General features: G+C 69.0%; 19 protein-coding genes and 3 pseudogenes. 8 read left to right on the forward strand and 14 right to left on the reverse strand.

The window, feature by feature from the left end:
* Window positions 1-598 precede the first annotated feature (598 nt).
* Entirely contained in the window at window positions 599-988 is a 390-nt protein-coding gene (locus tag ACZ4WZ_RS20065; RefSeq protein ID WP_467892112.1) for an ATP-binding protein, read from the forward strand.
* Window positions 989-1753: 765 nt separating this feature from the next.
* Here the strand turns inward: ACZ4WZ_RS20065 and ACZ4WZ_RS20070 are convergent.
* A complete protein-coding gene (locus ACZ4WZ_RS20070) occupies window positions 1754-2893 on the reverse strand; it encodes a PucR family transcriptional regulator (protein ID WP_467892114.1) in 1140 nt (379 codons plus the stop codon).
* An 87-nt stretch (window positions 2894-2980) separates the two neighbouring features.
* Between ACZ4WZ_RS20070 and ACZ4WZ_RS20075 the strand changes: the two genes are divergently transcribed.
* Complete coding sequence (locus tag ACZ4WZ_RS20075; protein ID WP_467892117.1) at window positions 2981-4042, forward strand: ferredoxin reductase; 1062 nt, start codon at window positions 2981-2983, stop codon at window positions 4040-4042.
* A gap of 7 nt (window positions 4043-4049) precedes the next feature.
* The gene (locus ACZ4WZ_RS20080) at window positions 4050-5168 is read left to right on the forward strand and encodes a fatty acid desaturase family protein (protein WP_467892118.1); all 1119 of its coding nucleotides are present in this window, start codon (window positions 4050-4052) and stop codon (window positions 5166-5168) included.
* Window positions 5169-5258: 90 nt separating this feature from the next.
* On the opposite strand, the pseudogene ACZ4WZ_RS20085 reads toward ACZ4WZ_RS20080, so the two are convergent.
* The 3 genes and pseudogenes from ACZ4WZ_RS20085 to ACZ4WZ_RS20095 all read right to left on the reverse strand — a co-directional run.
* A pseudogene (locus tag ACZ4WZ_RS20085) lies at window positions 5259-5449 on the reverse strand (HNH endonuclease); the annotation flags it as partial.
* 159 nt (window positions 5450-5608) lie between these two features.
* Window positions 5609-6475 (reverse strand): LLM class flavin-dependent oxidoreductase, encoded by an 867-nt coding sequence (locus ACZ4WZ_RS20090; protein WP_467892119.1) that lies wholly within the window; start codon window positions 6473-6475, stop codon window positions 5609-5611.
* A gap of 237 nt (window positions 6476-6712) precedes the next feature.
* Entirely contained in the window at window positions 6713-7054 is a 342-nt protein-coding gene (locus ACZ4WZ_RS20095; RefSeq protein ID WP_467892120.1) for a hypothetical protein, read from the reverse strand.
* Between the two features lie 340 nt (window positions 7055-7394).
* Here ACZ4WZ_RS20095 and ACZ4WZ_RS20100 point away from each other — a divergent pair, with 340 nt between their 5' ends.
* Both ACZ4WZ_RS20100 and ACZ4WZ_RS20105 read left to right on the forward strand, forming a co-directional pair.
* Entirely contained in the window at window positions 7395-7838 is a 444-nt protein-coding gene (locus ACZ4WZ_RS20100; RefSeq protein ID WP_467892123.1) for a hypothetical protein, read from the forward strand.
* A 379-nt stretch (window positions 7839-8217) separates the two neighbouring features.
* Complete coding sequence (locus ACZ4WZ_RS20105; protein ID WP_467892126.1) at window positions 8218-8610, forward strand: Ig-like domain-containing protein; 393 nt, start codon at window positions 8218-8220, stop codon at window positions 8608-8610.
* 84 nt (window positions 8611-8694) lie between these two features.
* Here the strand turns inward: ACZ4WZ_RS20105 and ACZ4WZ_RS20110 are convergent, their stop codons facing one another.
* From ACZ4WZ_RS20110 to ACZ4WZ_RS20140, 7 genes and pseudogenes are all read right to left on the reverse strand, one after another.
* Window positions 8695-8925, reverse strand: a complete 231-nt coding sequence (locus ACZ4WZ_RS20110) for a hypothetical protein (protein ID WP_467892129.1) — start codon at window positions 8923-8925, stop codon at window positions 8695-8697.
* Between the two features lie 37 nt (window positions 8926-8962).
* Window positions 8963-9169 (reverse strand): hypothetical protein, encoded by a 207-nt coding sequence (locus ACZ4WZ_RS20115; RefSeq protein WP_467892131.1) that lies wholly within the window; start codon window positions 9167-9169, stop codon window positions 8963-8965.
* 863 nt (window positions 9170-10032) lie between these two features.
* Window positions 10033-10644, reverse strand: coding sequence for a hypothetical protein (locus tag ACZ4WZ_RS20120; protein ID WP_467892133.1), 612 nt, complete (start codon window positions 10642-10644; stop codon window positions 10033-10035).
* A gap of 158 nt (window positions 10645-10802) precedes the next feature.
* Window positions 10803-10946: a hypothetical protein gene (locus tag ACZ4WZ_RS20125; protein ID WP_467892136.1), complete on the reverse strand. Its 144-nt coding sequence runs from the start codon at window positions 10944-10946 to the stop codon at window positions 10803-10805.
* A 333-nt stretch (window positions 10947-11279) separates the two neighbouring features.
* Entirely contained in the window at window positions 11280-12692 is a 1413-nt protein-coding gene (locus tag ACZ4WZ_RS20130; protein WP_467892138.1) for a Vps62-related protein, read from the reverse strand.
* Window positions 12693-13266: 574 nt separating this feature from the next.
* Complete coding sequence (locus ACZ4WZ_RS20135) at window positions 13267-14955, reverse strand: thiol-activated cytolysin family protein (protein WP_467892140.1); 1689 nt, start codon at window positions 14953-14955, stop codon at window positions 13267-13269.
* Window positions 14956-15526: 571 nt separating this feature from the next.
* Window positions 15527-15664: pseudogene (locus tag ACZ4WZ_RS20140) on the reverse strand (OsmC family protein); the annotation flags it as partial.
* A 732-nt stretch (window positions 15665-16396) separates the two neighbouring features.
* Between ACZ4WZ_RS20140 and ACZ4WZ_RS20145 the strand changes: the two are divergent.
* Complete coding sequence (locus ACZ4WZ_RS20145; RefSeq protein ID WP_467892141.1) at window positions 16397-17659, forward strand: M20 metallopeptidase family protein; 1263 nt, start codon at window positions 16397-16399, stop codon at window positions 17657-17659.
* Here ACZ4WZ_RS20145 and ACZ4WZ_RS20150 read toward each other — a convergent pair.
* Window positions 17654-18003: pseudogene (locus tag ACZ4WZ_RS20150) on the reverse strand (ectoine synthase); the annotation flags it as partial. The gene ACZ4WZ_RS20145 and the pseudogene ACZ4WZ_RS20150 sit on opposite strands and share 6 nt — an antisense overlap.
* A gap of 339 nt (window positions 18004-18342) precedes the next feature.
* On the opposite strand from ACZ4WZ_RS20150, the gene ACZ4WZ_RS20155 reads away from it, so the two are divergent.
* Window positions 18343-18843 carry a cupin domain-containing protein gene (locus ACZ4WZ_RS20155; protein ID WP_467892143.1) on the forward strand — a complete coding sequence of 167 codons (501 nt, stop codon included), beginning with the start codon at window positions 18343-18345 and terminating at the stop codon, window positions 18841-18843.
* 20 nt (window positions 18844-18863) lie between these two features.
* Here ACZ4WZ_RS20155 and ACZ4WZ_RS20160 read toward each other — a convergent pair whose 3' ends face one another.
* Together ACZ4WZ_RS20160 and ACZ4WZ_RS20165 are read right to left on the reverse strand one after the other, a co-directional pair.
* Window positions 18864-19109, reverse strand: coding sequence for a hypothetical protein (locus ACZ4WZ_RS20160; protein WP_467892145.1), 246 nt, complete (start codon window positions 19107-19109; stop codon window positions 18864-18866).
* Between the two features lie 213 nt (window positions 19110-19322).
* Window positions 19323-19892 (reverse strand): 2'-5' RNA ligase family protein, encoded by a 570-nt coding sequence (locus ACZ4WZ_RS20165; protein ID WP_467892147.1) that lies wholly within the window; start codon window positions 19890-19892, stop codon window positions 19323-19325.
* A 620-nt stretch (window positions 19893-20512) separates the two neighbouring features.
* Here ACZ4WZ_RS20165 and ACZ4WZ_RS20170 point away from each other — a divergent pair.
* Window positions 20513-20755, forward strand: coding sequence for a hypothetical protein (locus ACZ4WZ_RS20170; protein ID WP_467892149.1), 243 nt, complete (start codon window positions 20513-20515; stop codon window positions 20753-20755).
* Window positions 20756-20757 lie beyond the last annotated feature (2 nt).

The raw sequence follows: 20757 nt of genomic DNA on the forward strand, positions 1-20757 counted from the left end.
CGGCGTGGAGATGGCGGTGGGATTCGTCTGCTTTTGTTCCACCCCTCTGTGGAACGCGGGGGGGGCCCTTGTTCCCGCACGCCACCAGGGCCCCGAAGGAACTGCTACACCATCTGCCGGCCCTGATACTGCGCCGGCCTTCTCTGTCCGCAAGCCCGACCTGAATGCTGCCGGGGGTGCGGGGATCGCGGATGCGTGACCGGAGACCACCTCACTGACGGCGGCCCCTGATCACTGCGGGCCGCCCGGTCCGGTCACCAGTCCCGTCGCCGTCCTGCAACAACCCTGGCTTCGAAACTCCGTCACCGCACCGTCCTGCGAACTGCAACTGCGGGCACTGCTGCCCGGCAGTTCGTCTCTGCCGGGCCCTGCGGTCCTTCTTGGTTACGTGAGAAACCATAACCACGCCAACGCCCAATGTCTACTCTGGCCGACATAGATTTCCGTGCGTTCGCCGAGTAGATAATCGTCCTCGAACAACGGCACGGCCAGGCGCGAGGAGCGGCCGTCACCGGATTACCCGCCACAGGCCAGGGCACAAGCACCATCCGGGGGCACCACCGGGGGCATCGACGATCCAGAGACCAGGGTGAACCTCATGGACACGACGAGCGTCAACCTCACCACCGCCCGCTCCGCCGCCTCCGTCGCCGGCGCCCGCGACAGCACCCGGGACTTCCTCGACCGCCTCGTACGCCCGCTCGCAGCCGGGACTGCCGACACGGTGGTCCTGGTCGTCTCGGAACTCGTCACCAACGCCCTGCGCCACGCGCGCGGCAGCTGCACCCTGGACCTGACCGCGCACCCGGACAGCATCGAGGTCGCCGTCCACGACCCCAGCCCGCAGGCGCCGCGCATGCGCACCCCTGATCTGAACGGCAGCACCGGGGGTTTCGGCTGGCCCATGGTCAACCGCCTCGCCCGCGCCACCTCGGTCACCCGCCGGCCGTCCGGCGGCAAGACCGTACGCGCCGTCCTTCCCCGATGAAGCCCGTCGGCGCTTCCCCCACAAGGTGGCAATGCAGCGCCATGACCGGTCCGTGCAACTCCCGGCCGAGGCGGTGTCCGGTCATCGGTCATGAGCCACCGGTCAGCCCGGCCTCGCCAAGGAGCCCGGCGGACCGTGACCGACACCGCCCTGCCGACGCGGCCCCGGGCGGGGGTGGGCAAGCCGGGTTTCGGGGCGGCTCGCCCAAGCTGCCCTTGGGCTTGCCCAGCACCTACGTGGCGGTCAGCGGCCGAGGTCCCAGTCGTTCGGGAGGCCCAAGCCCTGCAGCGGGCCCCGCATCGCGCGGGCGTCCGCGCTCACCACCGGCTCCGGTGCAGGAGCAGAAGCGTGAGCAGGAGCAGAAGTGACCCCTGGCCCGGCGGCCGGCGGGGCGGGGCCGCGACGGGTCGGCAGTCGGGCGGGGCCCAACCACGGTGCCGGTCCGACAGCCCGGGAGCGCGGCGCCGTACGGCGGACCGTGCCCGCACCGCGCGGTCAGCGTACGACCTCCGGCCGGTCCGACGATCACCTTCGGCAGGGCGATGCGCCGGTCAGCAGCTTCTGGGCGGGGCGCGTGCGCAGCCCGAGCAGGATTCACCCGGATGCCGTGGCCTTTCACCCCTCTACTGGAAAAGTCCGCATACCCGTTGGGCGGGGGGCCGTCCCGGGACGTCGTGACCCCCGGGCGCGCGGCGGGCTGCAACGAGAACGAGGCACGATGCCTGGACTGCTCGCAAACGCAGTCGTGGACGGTCGACGTACGCGTCAGCTGACCCGAAGACCGACCGCCAGCGTCAGTTCAAGGACCCGGTGTGGCGATGCGAGATCCGGAAACAGCTCCCGCAGCTGCGACATCCGGTACCGGACCGTCTGGGGATGGACGAACAACGCCGCCGCCACCTCGTCCCGCCTGCCCTGGTGCAGCAGCCACGCTCGCAACGTCTCCTCCAGCCGCCGCGCCGTCGCGACAGGCAAGGCATGCAACGGTGCGAGGGCTCGGGCCCGCAGGTCTGCGAACGCGTCCACGTCGGCGCTCAGCACCAGCTCGGGCAGGTGGTCCTCGGTGTCGCGAATATCGGAGGAGAGGGAGCGCGCGCGTACGGCTCGTGCGTACGAGGCGGACGCACGAGTCCATGGCCGGGCCGGGCCGACCACGGCGGTGCGGTCGGTCAGCTGCCGCAAGAGATGTGATCGGTCGGCATCGGGGACGAGCAGCACACCGGTGGCGTCCGGCAGATCGTCGAGGACGAGGGTGCTCGGGTCGAGCGCGCGGTAGGCAGGCCGGGCCAGGGCGGCGGGCAGAAGGACCGCGGTCAGCGAAACCGGAGGCTGCCACCCGGCTCGTTGAGCAGACGCCAGCAGCACCTCCGGGCTCGCGCCGGCGAGGAGGTCGCGGGCCAGGTGCTCCAGGTGGCGCTCGTGGGCCCTTCCCCGAGCGGCCAGTTCGTCGGCGTGGCCCGCGGCGCTCGCGGCAGAGAGCTCGTCGATGTAGGCGAAGGTCAGCTCGGCGAACTTGGCGACCTCAGCGGCGGGCAGACCTACGGGTACGGCACCCGCCGCCAGGCATCGCCAGGCCACGCGGGCGCCGACGCGGTAGGCGCTGAGCAGGGCGTCCATCGAACGGCCGTCGCGCACCTCGCCGCGGCCCAGCTCGTAGGCTGCCTCACCGGCGTCGCCGCCCGTGGCCTTCCCGCTCGCAAGGTCCAGGTAGTGCCCCAGGGCGGTACGGACGGCTCGGCGGATGGTGGCGCCCATGCGGCCCGAAAGGGCGTTGGCGTAGGGAGGGACCTCGTCGATGATCGCCTGGACGACCTCGTCGGCGGTGGTCTTCAGCGCGGCCCGAAGTGCGGTGACCGTCGTCTCATCCAGGGCCAATTCACTGGCCCTCCGGATTGCATGGCTCACGGTTTTGTTCCCTACGAACAATTCAGCCGATCAGATTTGCGTCCTGCGGTCAGGACTTTACCCCCTGAGGCGCAGCAAGCTGGAGTCATGACGAGTGCAGCCCTTCGCAGCAGGGCGTGGAAACTGCTGGAGATGGTCACGACGCCGCTGCTGCCGTCGGACTACCTCGACCTGGTCAGCCCGCTGCGTGCGGGTGCTGACCTGCGTGGGCGCATCGAGGCCGTGCACCCCGAGACGAGTGACGCCGCGACTATCGTGATCAGGCCGGGACGGGGCTGGCGCGGCCACACAGCCGGTCAGTACGTGCGGATCGGGGTCGACGTCGACGGGGTGCGCCTGTGGCGTGCCTACTCCATCACCTCGCCGACAAACCGCCAGGACGGCCGCGTCACGATCACCGTGAAGGCGATCCCGGACGGCAAGGTCAGCAACCACCTGGTCCGCAAGGCGAAACCGGGCACGCTGATCCAGCTCGACCAGCCGGCCGGTGACTTCGTGCTGCCGCAGGCCAAGCCGGCCAAAGTGCTGTACCTGACGGCCGGCAGCGGCATCACGCCCGTGATGGGCATGCTGCGCGACATCGTGTTCGACGACGTCGTCATGGTCCACTGCGCGCCACAGCCGCAAGACGTGATCTTCCGCAACGAACTGCACGACTTGGTCGCGGACAAGAAGCTGCGGCTCACCGAGGTGCACACCGACACAGACGGCAGGCTCGACATCGCCCGTCTCGACGAACTCGTGCCCGACTGGGCCGAGCGCGAGACCTGGGCTTGCGGGCCCGCGGGCCTGCTCGACGCCGCCGAAGAGCACTGGGCCGGGCACGGCGTACGAGAGCGCCTGCATACCGAACGCTTCCGCCCCGGCATCGTCGTCGTCGGCGACGGCGACGGCGGCGAGGTCACGTTCAGCGCCACCGGCAAGACCGTCGACGCGGACGGCGCCACGCCGTTGCTGGACATCGGCGAGGAGGCCGGCGTGCTCATGCCCTCCGGGTGCCGCATGGGCATCTGCTTCGGCTGCATCACACCGCTCAAGGCGGGCGCCGTCCGCGACCTGCGCACCGGCGAGATCACCGAGGCCGAGCCGGGCGTCCTCATCCAGACCTGCGTGTCCGCCGCGGCGGGCCCCTGCGACATCGAACGGTAGGAGCACCTTGACCGCCATCGACCCCACCGCCCACCTGACCGCGGAGCAGATCGAGGAGCTGGGCCGCGAGCTGGACGCGATCCGCGACGAGGTGATCGCCGGCCGCGGCGAGGAGGACGCCGCCTACATCCGTAAGGTCATCTCGGCGCAGCGCAAGCTCGAGCTGGTCAGCAGGGGTGTGCTGCTGTTCTCGATCTTCCCGCCCGCGTGGCTGATCGGCACCGCCGGGCTGTCCGTAGCGAAGATCATGGACAACATGGAGATCGGCCACAACATCCTGCACGGCCAGTGGGACTGGATGCGGGATCCGAAGATCCACTCCACCACCTGGGAATGGGATCACGTCTCACCGGCCGAGCAGTGGAAGCACTCGCACAACGAGCTGCACCACACGTACACCAACGTGATCGGCAAGGACAACGATCTCGGTTACGGCATCATGCGCGTCGACGAGGACCAGAAGTGGCACCCGTTCCACCTCGGCCAGCCGCTGTGGAACTTCATCAACGCCTGCTTCTTCGAGTACGGCATCGCAGCGTACGACCTGGAGCTCGGCAAGAACCTGCACAAGCGCCGCCGCAAGAACCCGGAGTTCCGTGCTCAGGCCAGGGCCGTGGGCCGCAAGATCCGCAAGCAGGTGCTCAAGGACTACGTGATCCACCCGCTGCTGTCGGGCCCGTCGTTCCTCCCCACGCTCGCCGCCACGTTCACCGCGAACCTGGTCCGCAACATCTGGACCCACTCGGTGATCATGTGCGGGCACTTCCCAGAGGGCGTACAGGTCTTCGAGCGCCGGTCGATCAAGGACGAGACGCGCGGCCAGTGGTACCTGCGCCAGATGATGGGCTCGGCGAACATCAGCGGCAGCAGGGCCATGCACTTCATGACCGGCAACCTGTCGCACCAGATCGAGCACCACCTGTTCCCGGACCTGCCGAGCAACCGGTACGCCGAGGTCGCGGTGAAGGTGCGCGCGCTGTTCGAGAAGTACGAGCTGGAGTACGTCACCGGGCCGCTCCCCAAGCAGGTGTTCTCCGCGTGGCGCAAGGTCTTCCGGCTCTCGCTGCCGAACAAGAAGCCCAGGGTCAGTACGCCGGACCGCGAGCAGGAGCTCGTCGCGGCCTGATTCCCGGTACTGCTTCAGATCCTTCGGCCGTACCGGCGGCACCGCCGGTCCGGTCAGCCGCGGTGGAACAGGTCTGCGCCTGCCGACCGGCTTGGTAGCTGTCCATTCGGCGCGTACCGGCACAGCGCTTCCGGCGACGGCGGCAGCCGCTCCGCAGGATTTTGGTCGGCTTTGGCCCGGTCGGACCGGGCCGTCACCGCGATCAGGGAGGAGACCTGTCCTTGGTCGTTGCCGTAGGCCTCGCGGCGGCCGAGTGTCCAGGCTGAGGCACCCAGGTTCCAGGTCCGCCAGTCAGGGTGCAGCCCGACCCGATCCTGGGGTGGCACTGTGGGGCACGTGATTTTCTTCCGAGCGGGCGCCCCCTCCTCCGGCCCGCTCGGAGAGGCCGGGGGCGGAGCCCGCCGCGGCCCCGCCCCGCGGCCGTACCCCCGAACGGCCGGTCAGACCACCGGCGGCCCCGCCTCGATGCGCCGCAGCACCGGCGCCAGGCGGTCCAGGTCGGGACCGGTTTGGACCTGCCGCTCGTCCCACCAGGTGGCGCCGGCGTCGTGCAGCGGGCCGATCACGTCCTTGGCCTTCGCCGCGTCCGGGGGCGTGGCACCGCCGAGCACGAACTCGAACGCGCCTTCGGCCCCGGCCGCCGCCCGGTGCTCGCGCACGTAACCGACCAACTCCCGCACCTCCGCCGCATCCGGTACGTGCCCGTGCCGGGCCGTCTCGAAGAGCGGCACCGCGCCGTCCCAGCGCGCCGCCCGCCGCATGGGCGCCCGTCGCGGCCAGAACCCCCCGATCCACACGGGCGGTCCGGGCCGCTGCACGGTGGCGGGCAGCAAAGCCACGTCCCGGACCTCGTAGTGCCGGCCCCGGTGGGTCACCGGCTCGCCGGACCAGAAGCGCCGCAGCAGCTCCAGTCCCTCGTCCAGCCGCCCGGCCAGCACGCGCGGCTCGGCCTCGTCGCCGAAGCTGTGGTACTCGTCCTCGACCGGCCCGCCCAGACCGGCGGCGAAGACCGCCCGACCGCCGCTGAGCTGGTCCAGCGTGGCCACCTGGCGGGCCAGTTGCTGCGGACGGTACCGGGGGACCGGTGTCAGCAGGGTGCCCAGCCGGATCCGGGAGGTCGCCAGCGCGGCCGCGGTCAGCAGCATCCAGGGATCTCCGAACGGACGCCCCTGGTGCCGTCGGTGCAGGACGTGGTCCCAGACGAAGAGCCCGTCCCAGCCGGCTTCTTCGGCGGCGGACGCCACCGTCGCGACGTTGCGGGGGTCGGCGAAGTCACCGAAGTTCGGAATGTTGACGGAGAAGCGCATCCCAGCAGGATCCATAGCCGGCCGCGGAGGGGCAATCGATTTCCGCGACCCAACCCGACCCGACCCGAAGGCCGTCGGCCGGGGCGCCGCCGTGGTGCCGGACGTCGGTCAGGCTGTCCGGTCGTTCCGTCGTCCGTTCCGTCGTTCGTGTCCTGCAGTGGAAGCGATCAGGGGCAGCACACCGAGCTGTCCTTTGCCGGCGACATGAACCAGGCCGTCACCGCCCGCACCGAGGCCTCAGTAGAGGACCGGTGCGCAGGGCTCGAGGAGCAGCGCCTGCGGCCCCGCCGTCCCACACCTGCCTGCCTCACTTTCAAGCAGTCCAAGTTCGCTGTCGGGCCGGCACTGTGGGCACGCGATGGCCAACGGCATGGTCCGCAGGTCTTCCAGGACCGACTTTCGGGTGGCCGCCCGGCCGCGGCTGGTGATGTGGCAGGCCAGTGTGGACGCGGTCGGGCTTTCGGACGGCGCCGATGCCGTACTCGATCCACCAGCGTGGGGGTTCCGGCGGGGGCCGTCGGCGTGCCCGCTCTTGTCAGCGGCCCGGACGACGGTGATCTTCTCGTTCTTCTCGTCCACGCGGGCGAGGGTGAGCTCCAGCCAGCGGCGTATGACCAGGAGCTGGTCCAGCGCCGACGGAAGGGGCAGAAGGGCTCCGGCACGGCGGCTCCCGCTGACCTGCGACTTCGGTCGAGCGAAGCACAGTGGTTGTCACCAGGTCGGCGCGCTACCTGTCACCAGCAGCGTGTGAAGCACGGTGGGTGTCACCGGCTCCGACGCTCTGCTGGTCGCTGGCCCGGATAGTCAGCCTCGTGTGACTTGAGCAGTTAGTCGGCGGCGGTCGCCACGTAGAGCGCCCAGGCAGTTCGGTTCAGCGAATCGGTGGAACCGGTCCTGTCCGGGTGATGTCTGGGCAGGCATGGATGATCTTCTGTTTATCGCCCTGGTCTTCGGGCCGTTTCTGGCGCCCTGCATGGGCCTGGGCGCTGCCGTCGCGCTCGTCCGGCGGGTCTGTAAGCAGCAACCGGTTCTCGTCAGCCACCTGCCCACCGTCGCCACCTGCGCTCTGGTAGCGGTTCTAGCCGGCGCGGCGGTGTACGGCGCGTACTCGTGGGGTGTGATGTCGGGGTTCTACATCCTGGACCCGGATCAGATGTGCGCGTCGAAGGGCGTATCGGGTGATCACGTGGTGACGCGATGGACGTTGCCGGTCAGCGTTCAGTGCGTCACGTCAGACGGTGTGGGATCCGAGCTGGCCCCGGGCTGGGTGAATCCAGTGATCTTCACAGGCCTCGCGCTCCTGCTACTGGCCTTCGCCACAGGAACCCTCGCGGTAGTGCGTCGACGTCTCCCCTCGCGGTGAAACACTCACTCGCGCTACTTGCTTACGCGCACACGAGACCGCGTCTCGCCAACCATGACGCTCACCCTCCGCTCAAGCGCTCAGACACACCCGGCGTGCCCACTTCAGCGCCTCTCGTGCCACCACGCTTGCCTTGATGACAACTGTCGTGCTTCGGCTCAACACGGTTTGTCTCGTCGTAGCCCTGCTGGTCGGGCTTGCGGCATGGGGCGCGTGGTGGGTCGTATCAGGCATCGGCGACTGGCCCGCAGCCCCTGGCGGAACCGCACGGTGACCGCCCCGAGCGCCTCCCCCTCGGCCAGACCCGCACCCAACTAAGAACTGAAAAACCTAACGAAAGGCTACGCGAGCAAGGACACGACGTCCTGGACCGACATGCATGACGAGACTCAGCCGGCTGCGACTGCTCATCCACGAATCCGCCGATGACGTCCACAGCATCCGCACGGACGACCTCGACGACGGCAAGGGCCTAACCTCCGCAGACGTCGAAATCACCATCACACGGGAGCCGGAGCACGGAACGCTGGAACTCCAGGCAGACAGAAGCCTGGCCCTCTACTCACCCCACTCAGGCTTCAGTGGAGAGGACACCTTCGACTACACAGTCAAACTGCGAGGCAAGCCCGAGGAACGCAAGATCAGGTACACCGTCGAAGTCGGCCCCAGCCCCGGCGCCCGCCACCGCATGGAGCACAAAGTAAAACGGTACGGTCGGCGTCCGGACGCGACATGGGTGGCGTTGCCTGCGAGTAAAGCCTGGGCCTGGTAAGGCTCAAACCGTCCCCGCCTACTTCAGGCACATACAGACGGCTCGCCATCCCCCTGCTCACTGCGGTAGCTCAGCCGCCAGGGGCTACTGTATGGCCCGGTAGATGAGCCCGTGGCGCAAGGGACCGTCCGCAGTGCGGGCCATCCGGAACAGCCCGCGCATGACTTCGGCCTTGCCCCACCGCCTGCCTGCCTCAGCCCTCGTACCGATCAGCCACGCATCGATCTCCAGCAAGTCGTCCTGGTCGAAGCGCACCGTCGTGGATACCGCACCTGTCGTCTTGGGGGCGGGACGCCTCGCTGCGCTGATCGTCATGATCAGTACAGCGAGCGCTGGCAAGCCGGAGAAAATGTCAGCCGGCGTTTGAACCACGGCCGACGAGCTGCGTGAGCAGCTCGATGATCCGGGCCTGGGTTACGGTCGATTTTCGTCCAAGGCTTCTCCCCCCGAGTCCCTCCACCTCTTGCCCAATACCGGCGATCTCCTGGCGAGCTGCCGTCAGACCGGAGGCGATGCCGTCATAGAGGGTCTCCACCGGCGGCCGCGGCTGGGCGCTCACGCCGTCAGGTCCAGGACCCGGACCGGCCGGCCCTCCCAGCGCTTCGGCACGGTGGTGGCCACAATCGCCCCGTAGGCTCGGGGAGCGGGCGGCGCCGGGCCCGCTTCTCCTCTGCCGCCCGGACGGCAGTGATCTTCTCGTCGACGCGGACGAGGGTGAGCTTCAGCCAGCGGCGTATGGCCAGGAGCTGGTCCAGCGCCGGCGGCGGGGACAGCAGGGGTTCCCGCATGGCGGCTACGCCGCCTCGGCTGCTTCGGCCGGACGGGCTTCCCGCTTCAACTGCACGCGGCTCGCCACCCGGATGTCGGTGGGGATGCTCTTCGCTCCGGTTCGTGACCCGTTCGGCAGAGGGGCCCGAAGGCCGCCAGGTCGGATGCGGCCGCGGGGACATCGGTACAGAGGTTATAGGCGAAAACGATCACGGTCCGGGTGAAGGCGCCCATTGGGGTGCAAGTATCGCCTGTCAGGCATTCCCGTCCCACAGCCGGGCACGGGCTGCCCGAGACCGACGGCGGCGTGGGCCACACCGCACCCCGGGCTTCAAGCCCCCGCAACAGGAGGCGCTGTGACCGACGGCTTGAGCGGCCTCCTCGGGTCAGCCGCCGATCCGCTTGAAACGCTGATGGGATTGCTCAGCCCGAGGCAGCCAAGCATGGCTGAAGCGCCAGACGCCGGAGAGGCAGAAGCAGAGCGCCGAGGGTTTCGACGAGCACCAAGTGTGCCGAAGCACGGCAGTTTTCACCGACAGAGCTGTTTGCGCTGGTGTAGGAGATCGGTCGAAGCAGCCTGAATGTCACCAGTGAGGCACGCGGCTTGTCACAGGTCCTCGTTGAGGACCACCGTGACCGACCGGAAACAGCCTCTCAGTATCCCCAGCCGGCGTAGATGGTGACGTTCTCGCCGTTGTCCCTGGCGCCGACGCACACGTCACGCCAGTCGAGCAGCCAGCCGCTGGAGCGGCAGCTCTCCTGCTGGAGGCCCAGTTCGCGGATGATCTCCGGGCGGGACAGGTCGTCCCGGCTGGTGACCGTCGCGACGCGCCAGCAACCGCCGGAACCGCAGCTGGTGCCTTCGTTGACCATGCTGATGCCTGGCGGCAATGAGGGGAGGGCCTTGGACGGCGGGGCTTCCGAGCCTTCGCTGATCATCAGCGCGTACAGGAGGCCGGCCACGAGGGTGAGGGTGAACTGCATCCCCAGGAAGCCGATCGCTCCGTTGCGGCGGGCAATCCATTCCGGGGGAGGGGAGTTCTCGTGCCGGCCTTCCAGTCCCGCGCCGCAGGCGATGAGCACCGGCGCCAGGGCCGTGAACACGAGATGGGCGTCGGGTCTGGGGGCGTGGATCCAGCTCTGCTGGACACTGATCAGCAGACTGGCTCCGGCGAGTAGCGTGCCGCCGATCGCGAAGCCGACAGGGCGGGTGCGGGCGATTGTCGTCCAGACGACGGCGGGCGCGACGGCGAAGAGTATCCCCAAGACGGTCAGCATGTACGGGGGGACGTGCTGCCTCGAGCGCCCGGTTCCACACGGCCAGGGCTCACGTGTGTGAAATCCGAGCGCAGGCCCGCGGCCAGGTGCCCCACTCCGTGAAATACGACTCGGTGATGGCCTCGGCGACGATCGGATGCAGGTCCTCACCCCGTCGCCCCGGCTGCCTGGAACTCCAGGATCTGCTTGGCGTAGGTGGGCGAGATGGCCGTGGTGATGGTGCGCTCGCGGCCGTCGTCCGAGCTGCCCTTGCCGGTGAATCCGAAGTAGGGCGTGACGTCCACCATCATGCCGCTGAAGGTAGCCGCCCGTTCGCTGACCTGCGCTCTGACATGCGGTCGCCACTCGGATTCGGTCTCTTCCACCAGGACGACGGCGATCGGTCCCACTACACGGCCGCCGGGTCCGGCCGGGCGCCCAGACGCTCCAGGAGCCCGCGGGCCTTCGCCTCGGCCTCCTTGCTCGGCACGGTACCCGGCACCGAGGCGAGCTCCGCGCGGGCCTGCTCGGCACGCTCCGGTACTCGGCCAGAGTCGGCCGGCCCTCGGCGAACTCCTCGACCGGCTGCCGGATCGTCGTGCCCTGCTCGATCGCCAGCGCGGCCAGCGGGCAGGGCGCCAGCTTCAGCCGGCTTGCTGGTCTCCGTTCTGCTGCTCGGCCTGCTTGACCAGTTCGGCGGTGTCGATCCGCGGGAGCCCTTCTCCCGATTCCCAGTCGATGTCCGGGGCCTGAGCGAAGTCGGGTTCGGCGGCGGAGGCGGTCGGCACTTCGATGACACCTGCGCCGTGCGGGTACTCGCCCACGACGAATGAGTTGTTGATCCTGTAGGTCAGGGTCTTGCCGACGAGAGTCTCCTCCTCGTCCTCGCGGTAGACCTCCAGGTGGTGGACCTCCACCCACAGCACACCCGCTGCCCCCGGCGGGATGCTGATCTCCTTGGGGAGCGACTTCTGCTCGAACTGGGCGACGGTGGTCCTGCTCTCGTAGCCGAGCTCACGGGTCACGCTGACCGACAGCCCGGCATCGCCAGCCTGAAAGGAGACCCCCACACTGGCACCGACCGAGATGCTGGTGGACGCGGTGAACGCCTTGCTCTGCTCCGTGGAGAATCCAGTGGTCACGGTCTCGCCCGCCTTGACAGGGCTCGATCCGTCCGGGTTGTGCCCGTACACAGCCCTCTCGTAGCCCACCTGGCGCCGAATCGTGTAGAACGGGCTGTTCTGAATCTTCCATTCCGTGCTGCGGTCGGGGTCCTTCACCGCGGTGAAGGGCACACGCACGATGCGGTCGGTGACCAGAGCAGGCTCCACGGGCTTTTGCGTTGAGGTCATCCTCGGCGGCTCAGGCACCTCGCGCTTACGGACGTCAGCGGGTACCTCCAGCACCCACGAGGTCGGGGTCGGGTCTGCTACGCCGTAGTGGTTCACCGTGGTCGTGTACTGCCCGGGCAGGAAGAGCCGCTCCCTCGTGTCGGTCACCGAGGTTTCCGGGGCGTCCAGCCCCCACACCGCCACGTCAGCATCGGCTCCACTGCCCTGGTCGTCCCACAGCCGCGGTGTCACCTTTGCCGCACGGGCGTATGCCCGGCCGGCGTACTCCTGCTTGACACACCAAACGGCGTTCAGTGGCGGCGCGGTGTCCCAGCCCTCCCACCACACATCCCCCAATGCCACGTAGCCAGCCGGCGCGATCGGCCTCCACACCGAACCGTCCTTCACCGCGCCACTGCCCTTGTCACGCCACAGCCGCTCGTAGCGCACCGGGCTGGCCAGCGGCCCGTGCCCGTTGCCCCGGTTGCGGATCAGCGGTAGCGGTCGGCCGGTCGCCGAGTTCAGGTCGTCCGCGAAGTCACCGAAGGACTTGATCGGGACCACGTAGGTCCCCAGCGGGCGAAATCCGGCCTGCCCTGGCGGAGGCGTCGGAAGCCAGAGGTTGGCGATCTTCGTGTTCATGAGCGGTTTGGCGGAGGTCCACACAAGCGTGCGGGCCGTGGTGTAACAGATGTCGATGTCGCCAAAGGTTTCGATGCGCGACACTGTGCCCCCCTTGTCCAAGTGCGCCCGCGTTGTGCGGGTACGGAAGGGGAAGTTAGACCGGTTGCGGGGGAGAAGGATCGGAATCACAGGAATTCACACACCACAACAGTGTGTATTCGGTCATTCACGCCTAGCTATGATGGGCGTGTAACACCTGCCCCCTTTGCGAAAAGGGGCTGGCCGACGTCGCAGTGCGCGCCGATGGGGCACGCGATGACCGCCGACACGGTCCAGAGCACCTCGAGGACCGACTCCCGGGTGACCGCCCGGCCGCGGCCGGTGATCCGGCAGGCCAGTGTGGACACGGTCGGGCTTTCGGGCGGCGCCGATACCGTACTCAACCCACCAGCGCTGGGCTCCGGCGAGGCACTCCCGGAGGCTGCTGCTGCGCCGCCGTGGCAAGGGCCTCCAGCTGGGCGTTGCCCGCCCTGCGGCCGGTGCCGCGCGGCGTTCCCGGGTGGCACTGCGTTGTACTCGGCGACTTGGTTCAGGGACCCTGCTCGCCGTCGTGCGAACCGCGTGCGGGCCGGCCGCTTCGGGGCGGCCGGTCCACGGAGAGTTTTTGGCTTTGCGGTCAGAGTTTGCTGCGGGTCCAGGTCGCCTTGTAGCACTTGCCTTCTTCGTAGTACTCCCACTGGGAGTCCTGGTTCTTGCTGCCTGTCAGGAATGCCTTGGACGGCTTGATCTTGCGCTCACTTTGCAACATAGCGCTTTCGTTGTAGGCCTTGACGGTGTAGGGGATTCCCTGGCCTTCGCTGGAGAACCAGCGTTCCTTCGGTGCTCGTGCCGGATTCGTGGGTGAGACGTCCTCCGTCATCTCCCCGTCGATCTCGATCTTCTGGTTCGCGATTCGCTCGTAGTCCTCGCAGCCCTCCTGCTTCTGCATGACTTCATCGACGGTCAGGGCCACCTTGTAGGTGCCGCCTACGTTCCATACGACGGCGTCGTAGTCGTGGGTTTCGGAGAGTTTGACGGCGTCGCCCTCCAACGTCCTGAGGGTGTAGCCGATGATCGAGTACCCGTCCAGGTTGTGGACCTTGGTGAAGTACTCGCTGGGCTTCTTCCCGTCCAGGAGCATGCCGATGATCCCGGGGTCGCCTCCCTGGCTGAGGACCGTGATGATGGACTCGGAGATGATCTTCTTGTACTTGGCCCGCACCTCGGCGGACACCTCGTTGAACATGCCCTTGTAGCTGACGTTGAGGGCGGCGTTGATCTCCGTCTCGGACGCCTTGGCCGTGAACGTGTACATCAGGACCCGGCCGTAGGTCACATCGGTGACCAGCAAGGGTGCGTTCGAGGGGCCCATGTCCCCGTCGCTGACCACCTCGTCGAGGCGGGCCGTGGTGAAGGTGTCGTTGATCAGGTCGTTCGGGTCACCCTCGTATTCCATGGAGGCGATGAACGCCCGTTCGCGCAGGAAGACGACGACGGTGTTCTTGCCTTCCTTGTGCTGCGCCTCGACGTTCAGCGAGGCGGCGAACCCGCCGTAGCCGGCTGACAGTCCGAGGGAGAGAGCGACCTGGGTGCTGCTGTGCGCCTCGATCTGCTTGAACATGATGTGAGGGGATTTGTTCTCCTTTCCCTTCACGGCATCCTTGATCGCGTCCAGGACCGTACCGCCGTCAGGATTGTTGACGGTCTTGCTGTTGCCGCTGCTCAGTGCGTCGATCTTCACTTTCAGCGGCGCGCGTTCTCTGGCCTTGATGCCCGCCGGCTTCATCTCGCCCTTCTGGCGGATCTTGGCGGACTGCACGATGGACCCGGGCCAGATCGTGCCCTGGTTCAGGCTGAACGTGATCACGTCCTGGGGATTGGCGCTCATCTGCCAGTGCTGCTTGGTGCCGACGCCCTCGGCCGAGGTGATGGTCTTGGGCTCACCGAGCGGCTTCTTCTCGTCCGGCCGCTCCGGGACGAGGTCGACCCACTTCTTCCACCTCTTCTTGACCGCTTCCTTGAGGTTGGCCTTGGCCGCGGCGTCACCCACACCCACGATCATGCGCCGGGCCGGCTTGCCGTTAGCCGCGGCGATGACGGCGTAACGCTCCGGCTCGGGTTCCCCCGCCTCCGCCGGCAACACCAACGCCGAAACGTCACTCTCCCGCGCGAGGACCTCCCACTGGGGGCCGCCGTCCTCCGGCAGCCGCACCAACTGGTACTCCGCGGCGCCGTCGCTCGACCACTGAACCTGCCACCGGCCGTCGCCGTCCTGCACGAACCAGGGCGGATTCCCCGCTTCCTGTGACTGCGTCTTCGTGCTCACTGCATCAGTTCCTTTCCCGTGAAGACCACCGACCAGGGCCCGCCCTGAACCGGAACCCAGCCCGCCGTCCGCCCGCGCCGCGCCGTCGAGGAACTACGGGCTGCGGCGCCGACGCAGACGTCCAGGTTCCGAATGGCGCCGTTCATGCTTGGTGGTCGCGTTTACCGGGCCCATGCATAACGGGCCCGCACGCGCCCGGCACCCTCGCGGGCCGCACTCACTCGGCTGGGCCACCCTGTTCACCGCGGAAACGATCACCCAGACGCCCATTCGGGCAGGCGCACGAGAGGGGCGCATTCTTTCGGGCTCGACGAAGCCGGACCGCTCAGCCGACGCCTCGCCACGGGGGCTGAGCCTCTCCCCAGCTCGGGGGCCGCGGCGCCGGCGGTTCATCCAGCGCCGGCGAGAGTTCCTCCACGGCAGGGATCGCCCGCGTGCCCGACGGCCTCGACCGGGCGTCGAACGCCTCTGGGTCCTTCGACGACCAGGCGGACTTCAGTCGCAGGGTCAGCCCCCGCTCGGGCGGCACCCGCCCGTCCAGGCCGAGGCGGCCACCACTCGTCTGGGCCGGTCAGTCCCCGTCGATGGCCTTCACGGTGACCGGGGCTCCGGCCTCTACCGTGCGGCTGACGGTGCAGAGCTTGTCGTGAGAGGTCCTTACGGCGCGCGGCAGGATCGCACGGGCCCGGTCGCCGGCCTCGCCTGTGGGGGACCCGGCCCCTCACGATCCGGTTCCCTTCGGTGCCTTGGCCTCGATGAGCGAGGTGTCGCCGCCGGACTTGGAGCGGCGCCTGTTGTTCCGCATACCGTGCCGACACCTGAGCGGGCTCGTCGACGACGAGCGGTGGCATGAGGTCCGATGGGCACCAGCGTCTCCCCTTCGCCCCAAACGGCGTCCTGGCGGGCGCGAGGTGTCCGGTGGCGCGCCCTCGCCATCGCCTGGACGATGCCGGCCGCCGGTGGAGTCGATTCTGGCGCAGGCCGCCGAGTCGATTCCGGGCCCGGCCGTGCTCCGGTTCGTTACGCCAGCCACACCCCGGTGCGGGGAGCGGTCCCATCAGGGAGATGCTCGTACGTGGGACCTGCCGGGCGCCGGCCTCGCTCGCGGCTTCCATCTCCTGGGCGGCGCTCTGGACGGTCAAGGGCACAGGGAGACTCCTCGTGGGACGGGGTACGGGGGCGCCGACGCCGGCGACCCGGTCCCGATCGGTGCCGGGGTCGGTCGGCATGCCCTTTCCGTGGCCTGCTCGTTGACCATGTAGATAGCGGGCCCCACCCGGCCCGGTACCGCCACGGGCCCGCCCCTGACCCAGTCGGGTGACCGTTCGCCGGGAAACGATCAGGTCGCACGGCCATCTGGCCAGGCGTACTACCCGGGCGCACGAGAGCCCCCGACAGCCGCCCCGCCATCGCCGAGCCACCGACGCCGCAGGAGTCACGCATGAGTGAGGAAGCCCCCAGGCCCCACCCGGCAGCAGGCCTGCCGGAGGAAGAGGGCCTGCTCGCACAGGCGCGCCGCCTCCTGCCCGACGTCATCGGCCTGCGCCGGGCCCTGCACCGCGAACCGGAACTGGGCCGGCACCTGCCCCGCACGCAGGAACGGGTTCTCGAGGCCCTCGAAGGCCTCCCCCTGCACGTCACCACCGGCACGTGCCTCAGCTCGGTGACAGCCGTCATGGAGGGCGCACGTCCTGGCCCCACGATGCTGCTGCGCGCCGACATGGACGCACTGCCCCAGCACGAGGAGACCGGCCTGGACTTCGCCTCCCGCATCCCCGGTGCCATGCATGCCTGCGGTCACGATCTGCACACCGCGATGCTCGTCGGCGCCGCCCGCCTCCTCGCGGCGAGACGGGAGGAGCTCGCGGGACGGGTGGTGTTCATGTTCCAGCCCGCCGAGGAGAGCGGTGGCGGCGCCGCCGACATGATCGAGGAGGGCGTCCTGACCACCCCCGACGGGCACGGTGTGGACGCGGCCTTCGCCCTGCACGTCACCACGCGCTTCGCATCCGGCACCCTTCACCTGCGGCCGGGCCCCATGTTCGCGGCCTCCGACCTGATCCGTCTCACCGTGCGCGGCCGGGGCGGCCACGCCTCGGCGCCCCATCTGGCGCTCGACCCCGTCCCGGTGGCCTGCGAGATCGTCCAAGCCCTGCAGAGCTTCGTCACCCGGACGGTCAGCGTCTTCGACCCGGCCGTGGTCACCATCGCCCGCATCGAAGCGGGCACCACCACCAACATCATCCCGGCGACGGCAGGACTCCACGGCACCTTCCGCACCCTGACCCCCGAAACGCGCCGCCGGGTACGCGAGGGCATCGAACGGGTGGTCCGTCACATCTGCGCCGCGCACGGCGCCGAGGCCGCCATCGAGCTGGTCGAGGGCTACCCTCCGCTGCACAACGAACCGGCGTTCGCCGCCGCCGTTGGCGGGGCCGTTGCCGCACGGCTGGGAAAGGGCGTGGTCCACGACCTGGCCGAGCCGGTCATGGGTGCCGAGGACTTCGCCTACGTCCTCGAACGCGTCCCGGGCGCCATGGCCTTTCTCGGCGCCCGCCCGCCCTCCCCACCGACCCGGGACGTCCCGGACATGCACTCCGACCGAGTCGTCTTCGACGAGGCCGCCATGGCCACCGGCATCGCCGTGCACGCAGCTGTCGCCCTCCACCACACGAGCAGATCGGTGCAGTCGTCGGCCCTGTGAACCGGTGGCTGCGCTGCCGGCCGGTCTTGTAGTCCGGAAGTCGCTCTTGGGCCGGACGGTGTGCTTCTCGTGCCCGTCAAGGAGTTACATGGTTCCGGGCCTGATCCAGTACTGCTCGCCGGTCTCCTCGTCGGTGAGCTCGGCCTCGCCTTCGAGACAGACGACAGCCTCGATGTGGTTGGCGTACCACATCGAGGTCTCCGTCCCGGCGAACATCACCGTCTCGTGCAGCGAGAACCCGACCCGTTCCCGTGCCGGCACGATGCGCTTGCCGTGCAGGTGCCCGAGGCGGAGTGCACGTGCCGGTCAGTGCCCTCGAGATCATTGAAAGAACGGACGATCACAGCTCACTCACCTTTTCGTGGGGCGACGCGTACCAGCCGGCCCGCCCGGCGGCCGTCGGCCGGCCCTTGCGAATCGCCCCGGGACCATCCGCCGGGTCGGCACCCCCGAAGCCACCGAACGGATGAGCCAGGGCGGATCCGGCTCGCTCGGGGGCCGTCTCGCCGGGCGGCGTCGGCCACTGGGTCCCGCGTGCCGGCCGGAGGCCCGTCGCCGGGGTCGCACCCCGTCAGCGGACCGGTTCTGCCCGATCCTGGGTCCGGGCAGCCGCACCGGCGGGCCCTCGGCCACGGCGAAGGCGGCTGCCTCCGCCATCACTCCCATGAACGCAGGAGGACGACTTGATCACGGCGCACCACTGGATCGACAGCCTCGGCCTGGAAGCCCACGTGGAAGGCGGGTACTTCCGTCGGACCTTCCAGGCGGACCACCGCCCGCCCATCACGACGTCCGCTGGTGAGCGCTACACGCTGACCTCCATCCACTACCTGCTCACCCACTGGTCGCCGGTCGGACACTGGCACCTGAACCGGTCCGACATCCTGCACTTCCACCACCACGGCGAACCGATCACCTACCACCTGCTCCACCCCGACGGCCACTACAGCAGTGCCGTTCTCGGACAGGACACCGGCCGAGGACAGCTCCTCACCCTGGCCGTCCCCGGAGGGGTCTGGAAGGCCTCCCACCTCACCTGCGGGGACCACGCCCTGATCAGTGAAGCCGTGGCGCCCGGATTCGACTACGCCGACATGACCCTCGGCCGGAGCGACGAGCTCGTGACGCGCTTCCCCGCGCACGCCGACCTCGTCCGGCGCTACTGCCGGCCGGCCCACGGGTAGTCCGGCAGTCCACTCCAGCTTCAGTTCTGGTTGTCCTCCAGGGCGGCGATGTACCGCCTCATCAGGTGGTCGCGAACGCCGTCGGAGGCGGGAGCGAGCATGTCGGCGGTGTAGCCCTTCGCGCGGTCCAGCAGTCCGCCGGCCACCGGCATCTGGTCGCGGATGGTGCCGTCGGAGTCGATGTAGCGCAGCGTGTTGACGCGGTGGAAGGCCGGCTCGGGCGGGAGTTGCGGGATGACGTCGTTGTTGTTGAGGAAGCGGTACATGCGCCGGGTGAAGGCGCTGCGTGGGCGCGGGCAACCGTGCGGTCGCAGATGCAGGGCTGGCCGTAGGTGTAGACACCGTCCGCGGTGAGGTTGGGTTCCTCGAAGTGCAGTCGCGCGGCGGTACGCATGCGCGTCTTCCCCCGTGCTCAGCGCTCTGTGCAGATGCGCAAGGGGGGGCTCAGCGCAGGAGGGACCGCACCGCGGCCGGCTCGCTCAGGCGGGCTCGAGGTCCTTGCGGACCAGCGTGGTGAATTCGGTGGGCGACACTTCCCGCTGTACGTCCACGCTGGGGGCCGGTCCGCTGACCTGCGGGAGTTCCAGGGACTTGACCTTCGTGACGGGAAAGTCCTCGCGGGCCAGGCCGAGCGTCACGTGGGGCCAGAAGCCGTCCTCGGCGATGTCCAGACGCCGCGTGATCTCTTCGTGGACGCGTGCCAGCTCGGGACTGTGCTCGACGCCCAGGCGGACCTGCTCCCCCTCCTGGACCGTGTCCTCGTCGTAGCGGTAGGCGGGATCGTTGCGCAGGCTCCAGCTGCCGTGCCGCACCTCACCGGTCAGGCGGATGACCGGAGCCGGCCATGTCCCCTGCTCGATGAGCGACCGGACGTCGTTCAGCTTCTGCTCGTCGGCACTGGCGAGGAAGCCCAGGGTGATGTGGATGTGCTCGGACTCCTGCGGATCGACGTAGTCCTGGCAGTCCTGTTGCGGCCCGCTCAGCGCCTCCACCAGCGCGCTGGGCAGCCGCAGGCAGATGAAGGCATTCGTCGTCTGACCACTGGCCATGCCGTTCCTCCGGTAAGAGCCGGCTCCTCCGGACGAGGAGCGCAGGCTCCTGAATACCGGCAATACCGGAAGCTTCTGGCGCCGCCATGGGCGGACTCACCCGAGCGCGCAGCCGCTTCACCGCAGAAACGATCACGCCTTCGGCCACACAGCGGACGCTCGTCCCCACCTCTGGCGGATGACGGCGAAGTGGGCCCTGTTCTTCGGGGCCTCCCAGCCGAGGACGTCGCGTTCCTGGAGATGGTCCGGCCCTCGGTGGACCGGCGGGCGGTGCGCACGGTGGCGGCGGGCCGCCGCTCCCCGGGTGGTCTGCGGGTGACGCTGGCGTGGCCGTCCGGCCCGCGGGGTGCTGCTGCGGAGAGGTCGGCGGGCGGAGTGGTCCGTCACGGGATGGCGTACGCCGGGCCGGGCTCGTCGCCCTTCGGGCGCGTTCACCGGCACGGGAGTGCGAGTGCACGCGGCATCACTGCGGCACGTCCTGCGGCTGATCGGCGGTGTGCGGTGATCCCGTGCGCCGGCGGGACGGAGGGGCTGCCGGCGTTCTTTGGGGTCGTTGTGCCGCCGCCTCCGGGTGTCAGGGTTCCTTGACAGTCACAGTATGTCAGGGCAACCTGACAAGTATGGGAGCTGAGGACACCCCGGCCTCGCTGGCGGGAATGGTCACCGACAAGGATCCCGCTGTCGGCTTGCAGGCCGTCGTCGCGTTGCGTCGTCTGCTGGAGGAGCTGGAGCGGTTGCACGTCGACAACGCCCGCCGGCACGGCTGGTCGTGGCAGACCATCGCCACGCACCTGAACGTCAGCAGACAGTCGGTGCACGAAAAGCACGCGGGCAGGCGTAAAGCCATGGGCATGGAGGAGTAGCA

It is taken from the genome of Streptomyces sp. NPDC029122 (genome assembly GCF_055569445.1).

Coding starts and splice junctions, on each gene's coding strand:
- ACZ4WZ_RS20145 (WP_467892141.1), top strand. CDS start 16,397: ATGAGTGAGGAAGCCCCCAGGCCCCACCCGGCAGCAGGCCTGCCGGAG.
- ACZ4WZ_RS20065 (WP_467892112.1), top strand. CDS start 599: ATGGACACGACGAGCGTCAACCTCACCACCGCCCGCTCCGCCGCCTCC.
- ACZ4WZ_RS20170 (WP_467892149.1), top strand. CDS start 20,513: ATGGGAGCTGAGGACACCCCGGCCTCGCTGGCGGGAATGGTCACCGAC.
- ACZ4WZ_RS20160 (WP_467892145.1), bottom strand. CDS start 19,109: ATGTACCGCTTCCTCAACAACAACGACGTCATCCCGCAACTCCCGCCC.
- ACZ4WZ_RS20090 (WP_467892119.1), bottom strand. CDS start 6,475: ATGCGCTTCTCCGTCAACATTCCGAACTTCGGTGACTTCGCCGACCCC.
- ACZ4WZ_RS20110 (WP_467892129.1), bottom strand. CDS start 8,925: ATGACGATCAGCGCAGCGAGGCGTCCCGCCCCCAAGACGACAGGTGCG.
- ACZ4WZ_RS20125 (WP_467892136.1), bottom strand. CDS start 10,946: ATGATGGTGGACGTCACGCCCTACTTCGGATTCACCGGCAAGGGCAGC.
- ACZ4WZ_RS20075 (WP_467892117.1), top strand. CDS start 2,981: ATGACGAGTGCAGCCCTTCGCAGCAGGGCGTGGAAACTGCTGGAGATG.
- ACZ4WZ_RS20100 (WP_467892123.1), top strand. CDS start 7,395: ATGGATGATCTTCTGTTTATCGCCCTGGTCTTCGGGCCGTTTCTGGCG.
- ACZ4WZ_RS20105 (WP_467892126.1), top strand. CDS start 8,218: ATGACGAGACTCAGCCGGCTGCGACTGCTCATCCACGAATCCGCCGAT.
- ACZ4WZ_RS20165 (WP_467892147.1), bottom strand. CDS start 19,892: ATGGCCAGTGGTCAGACGACGAATGCCTTCATCTGCCTGCGGCTGCCC.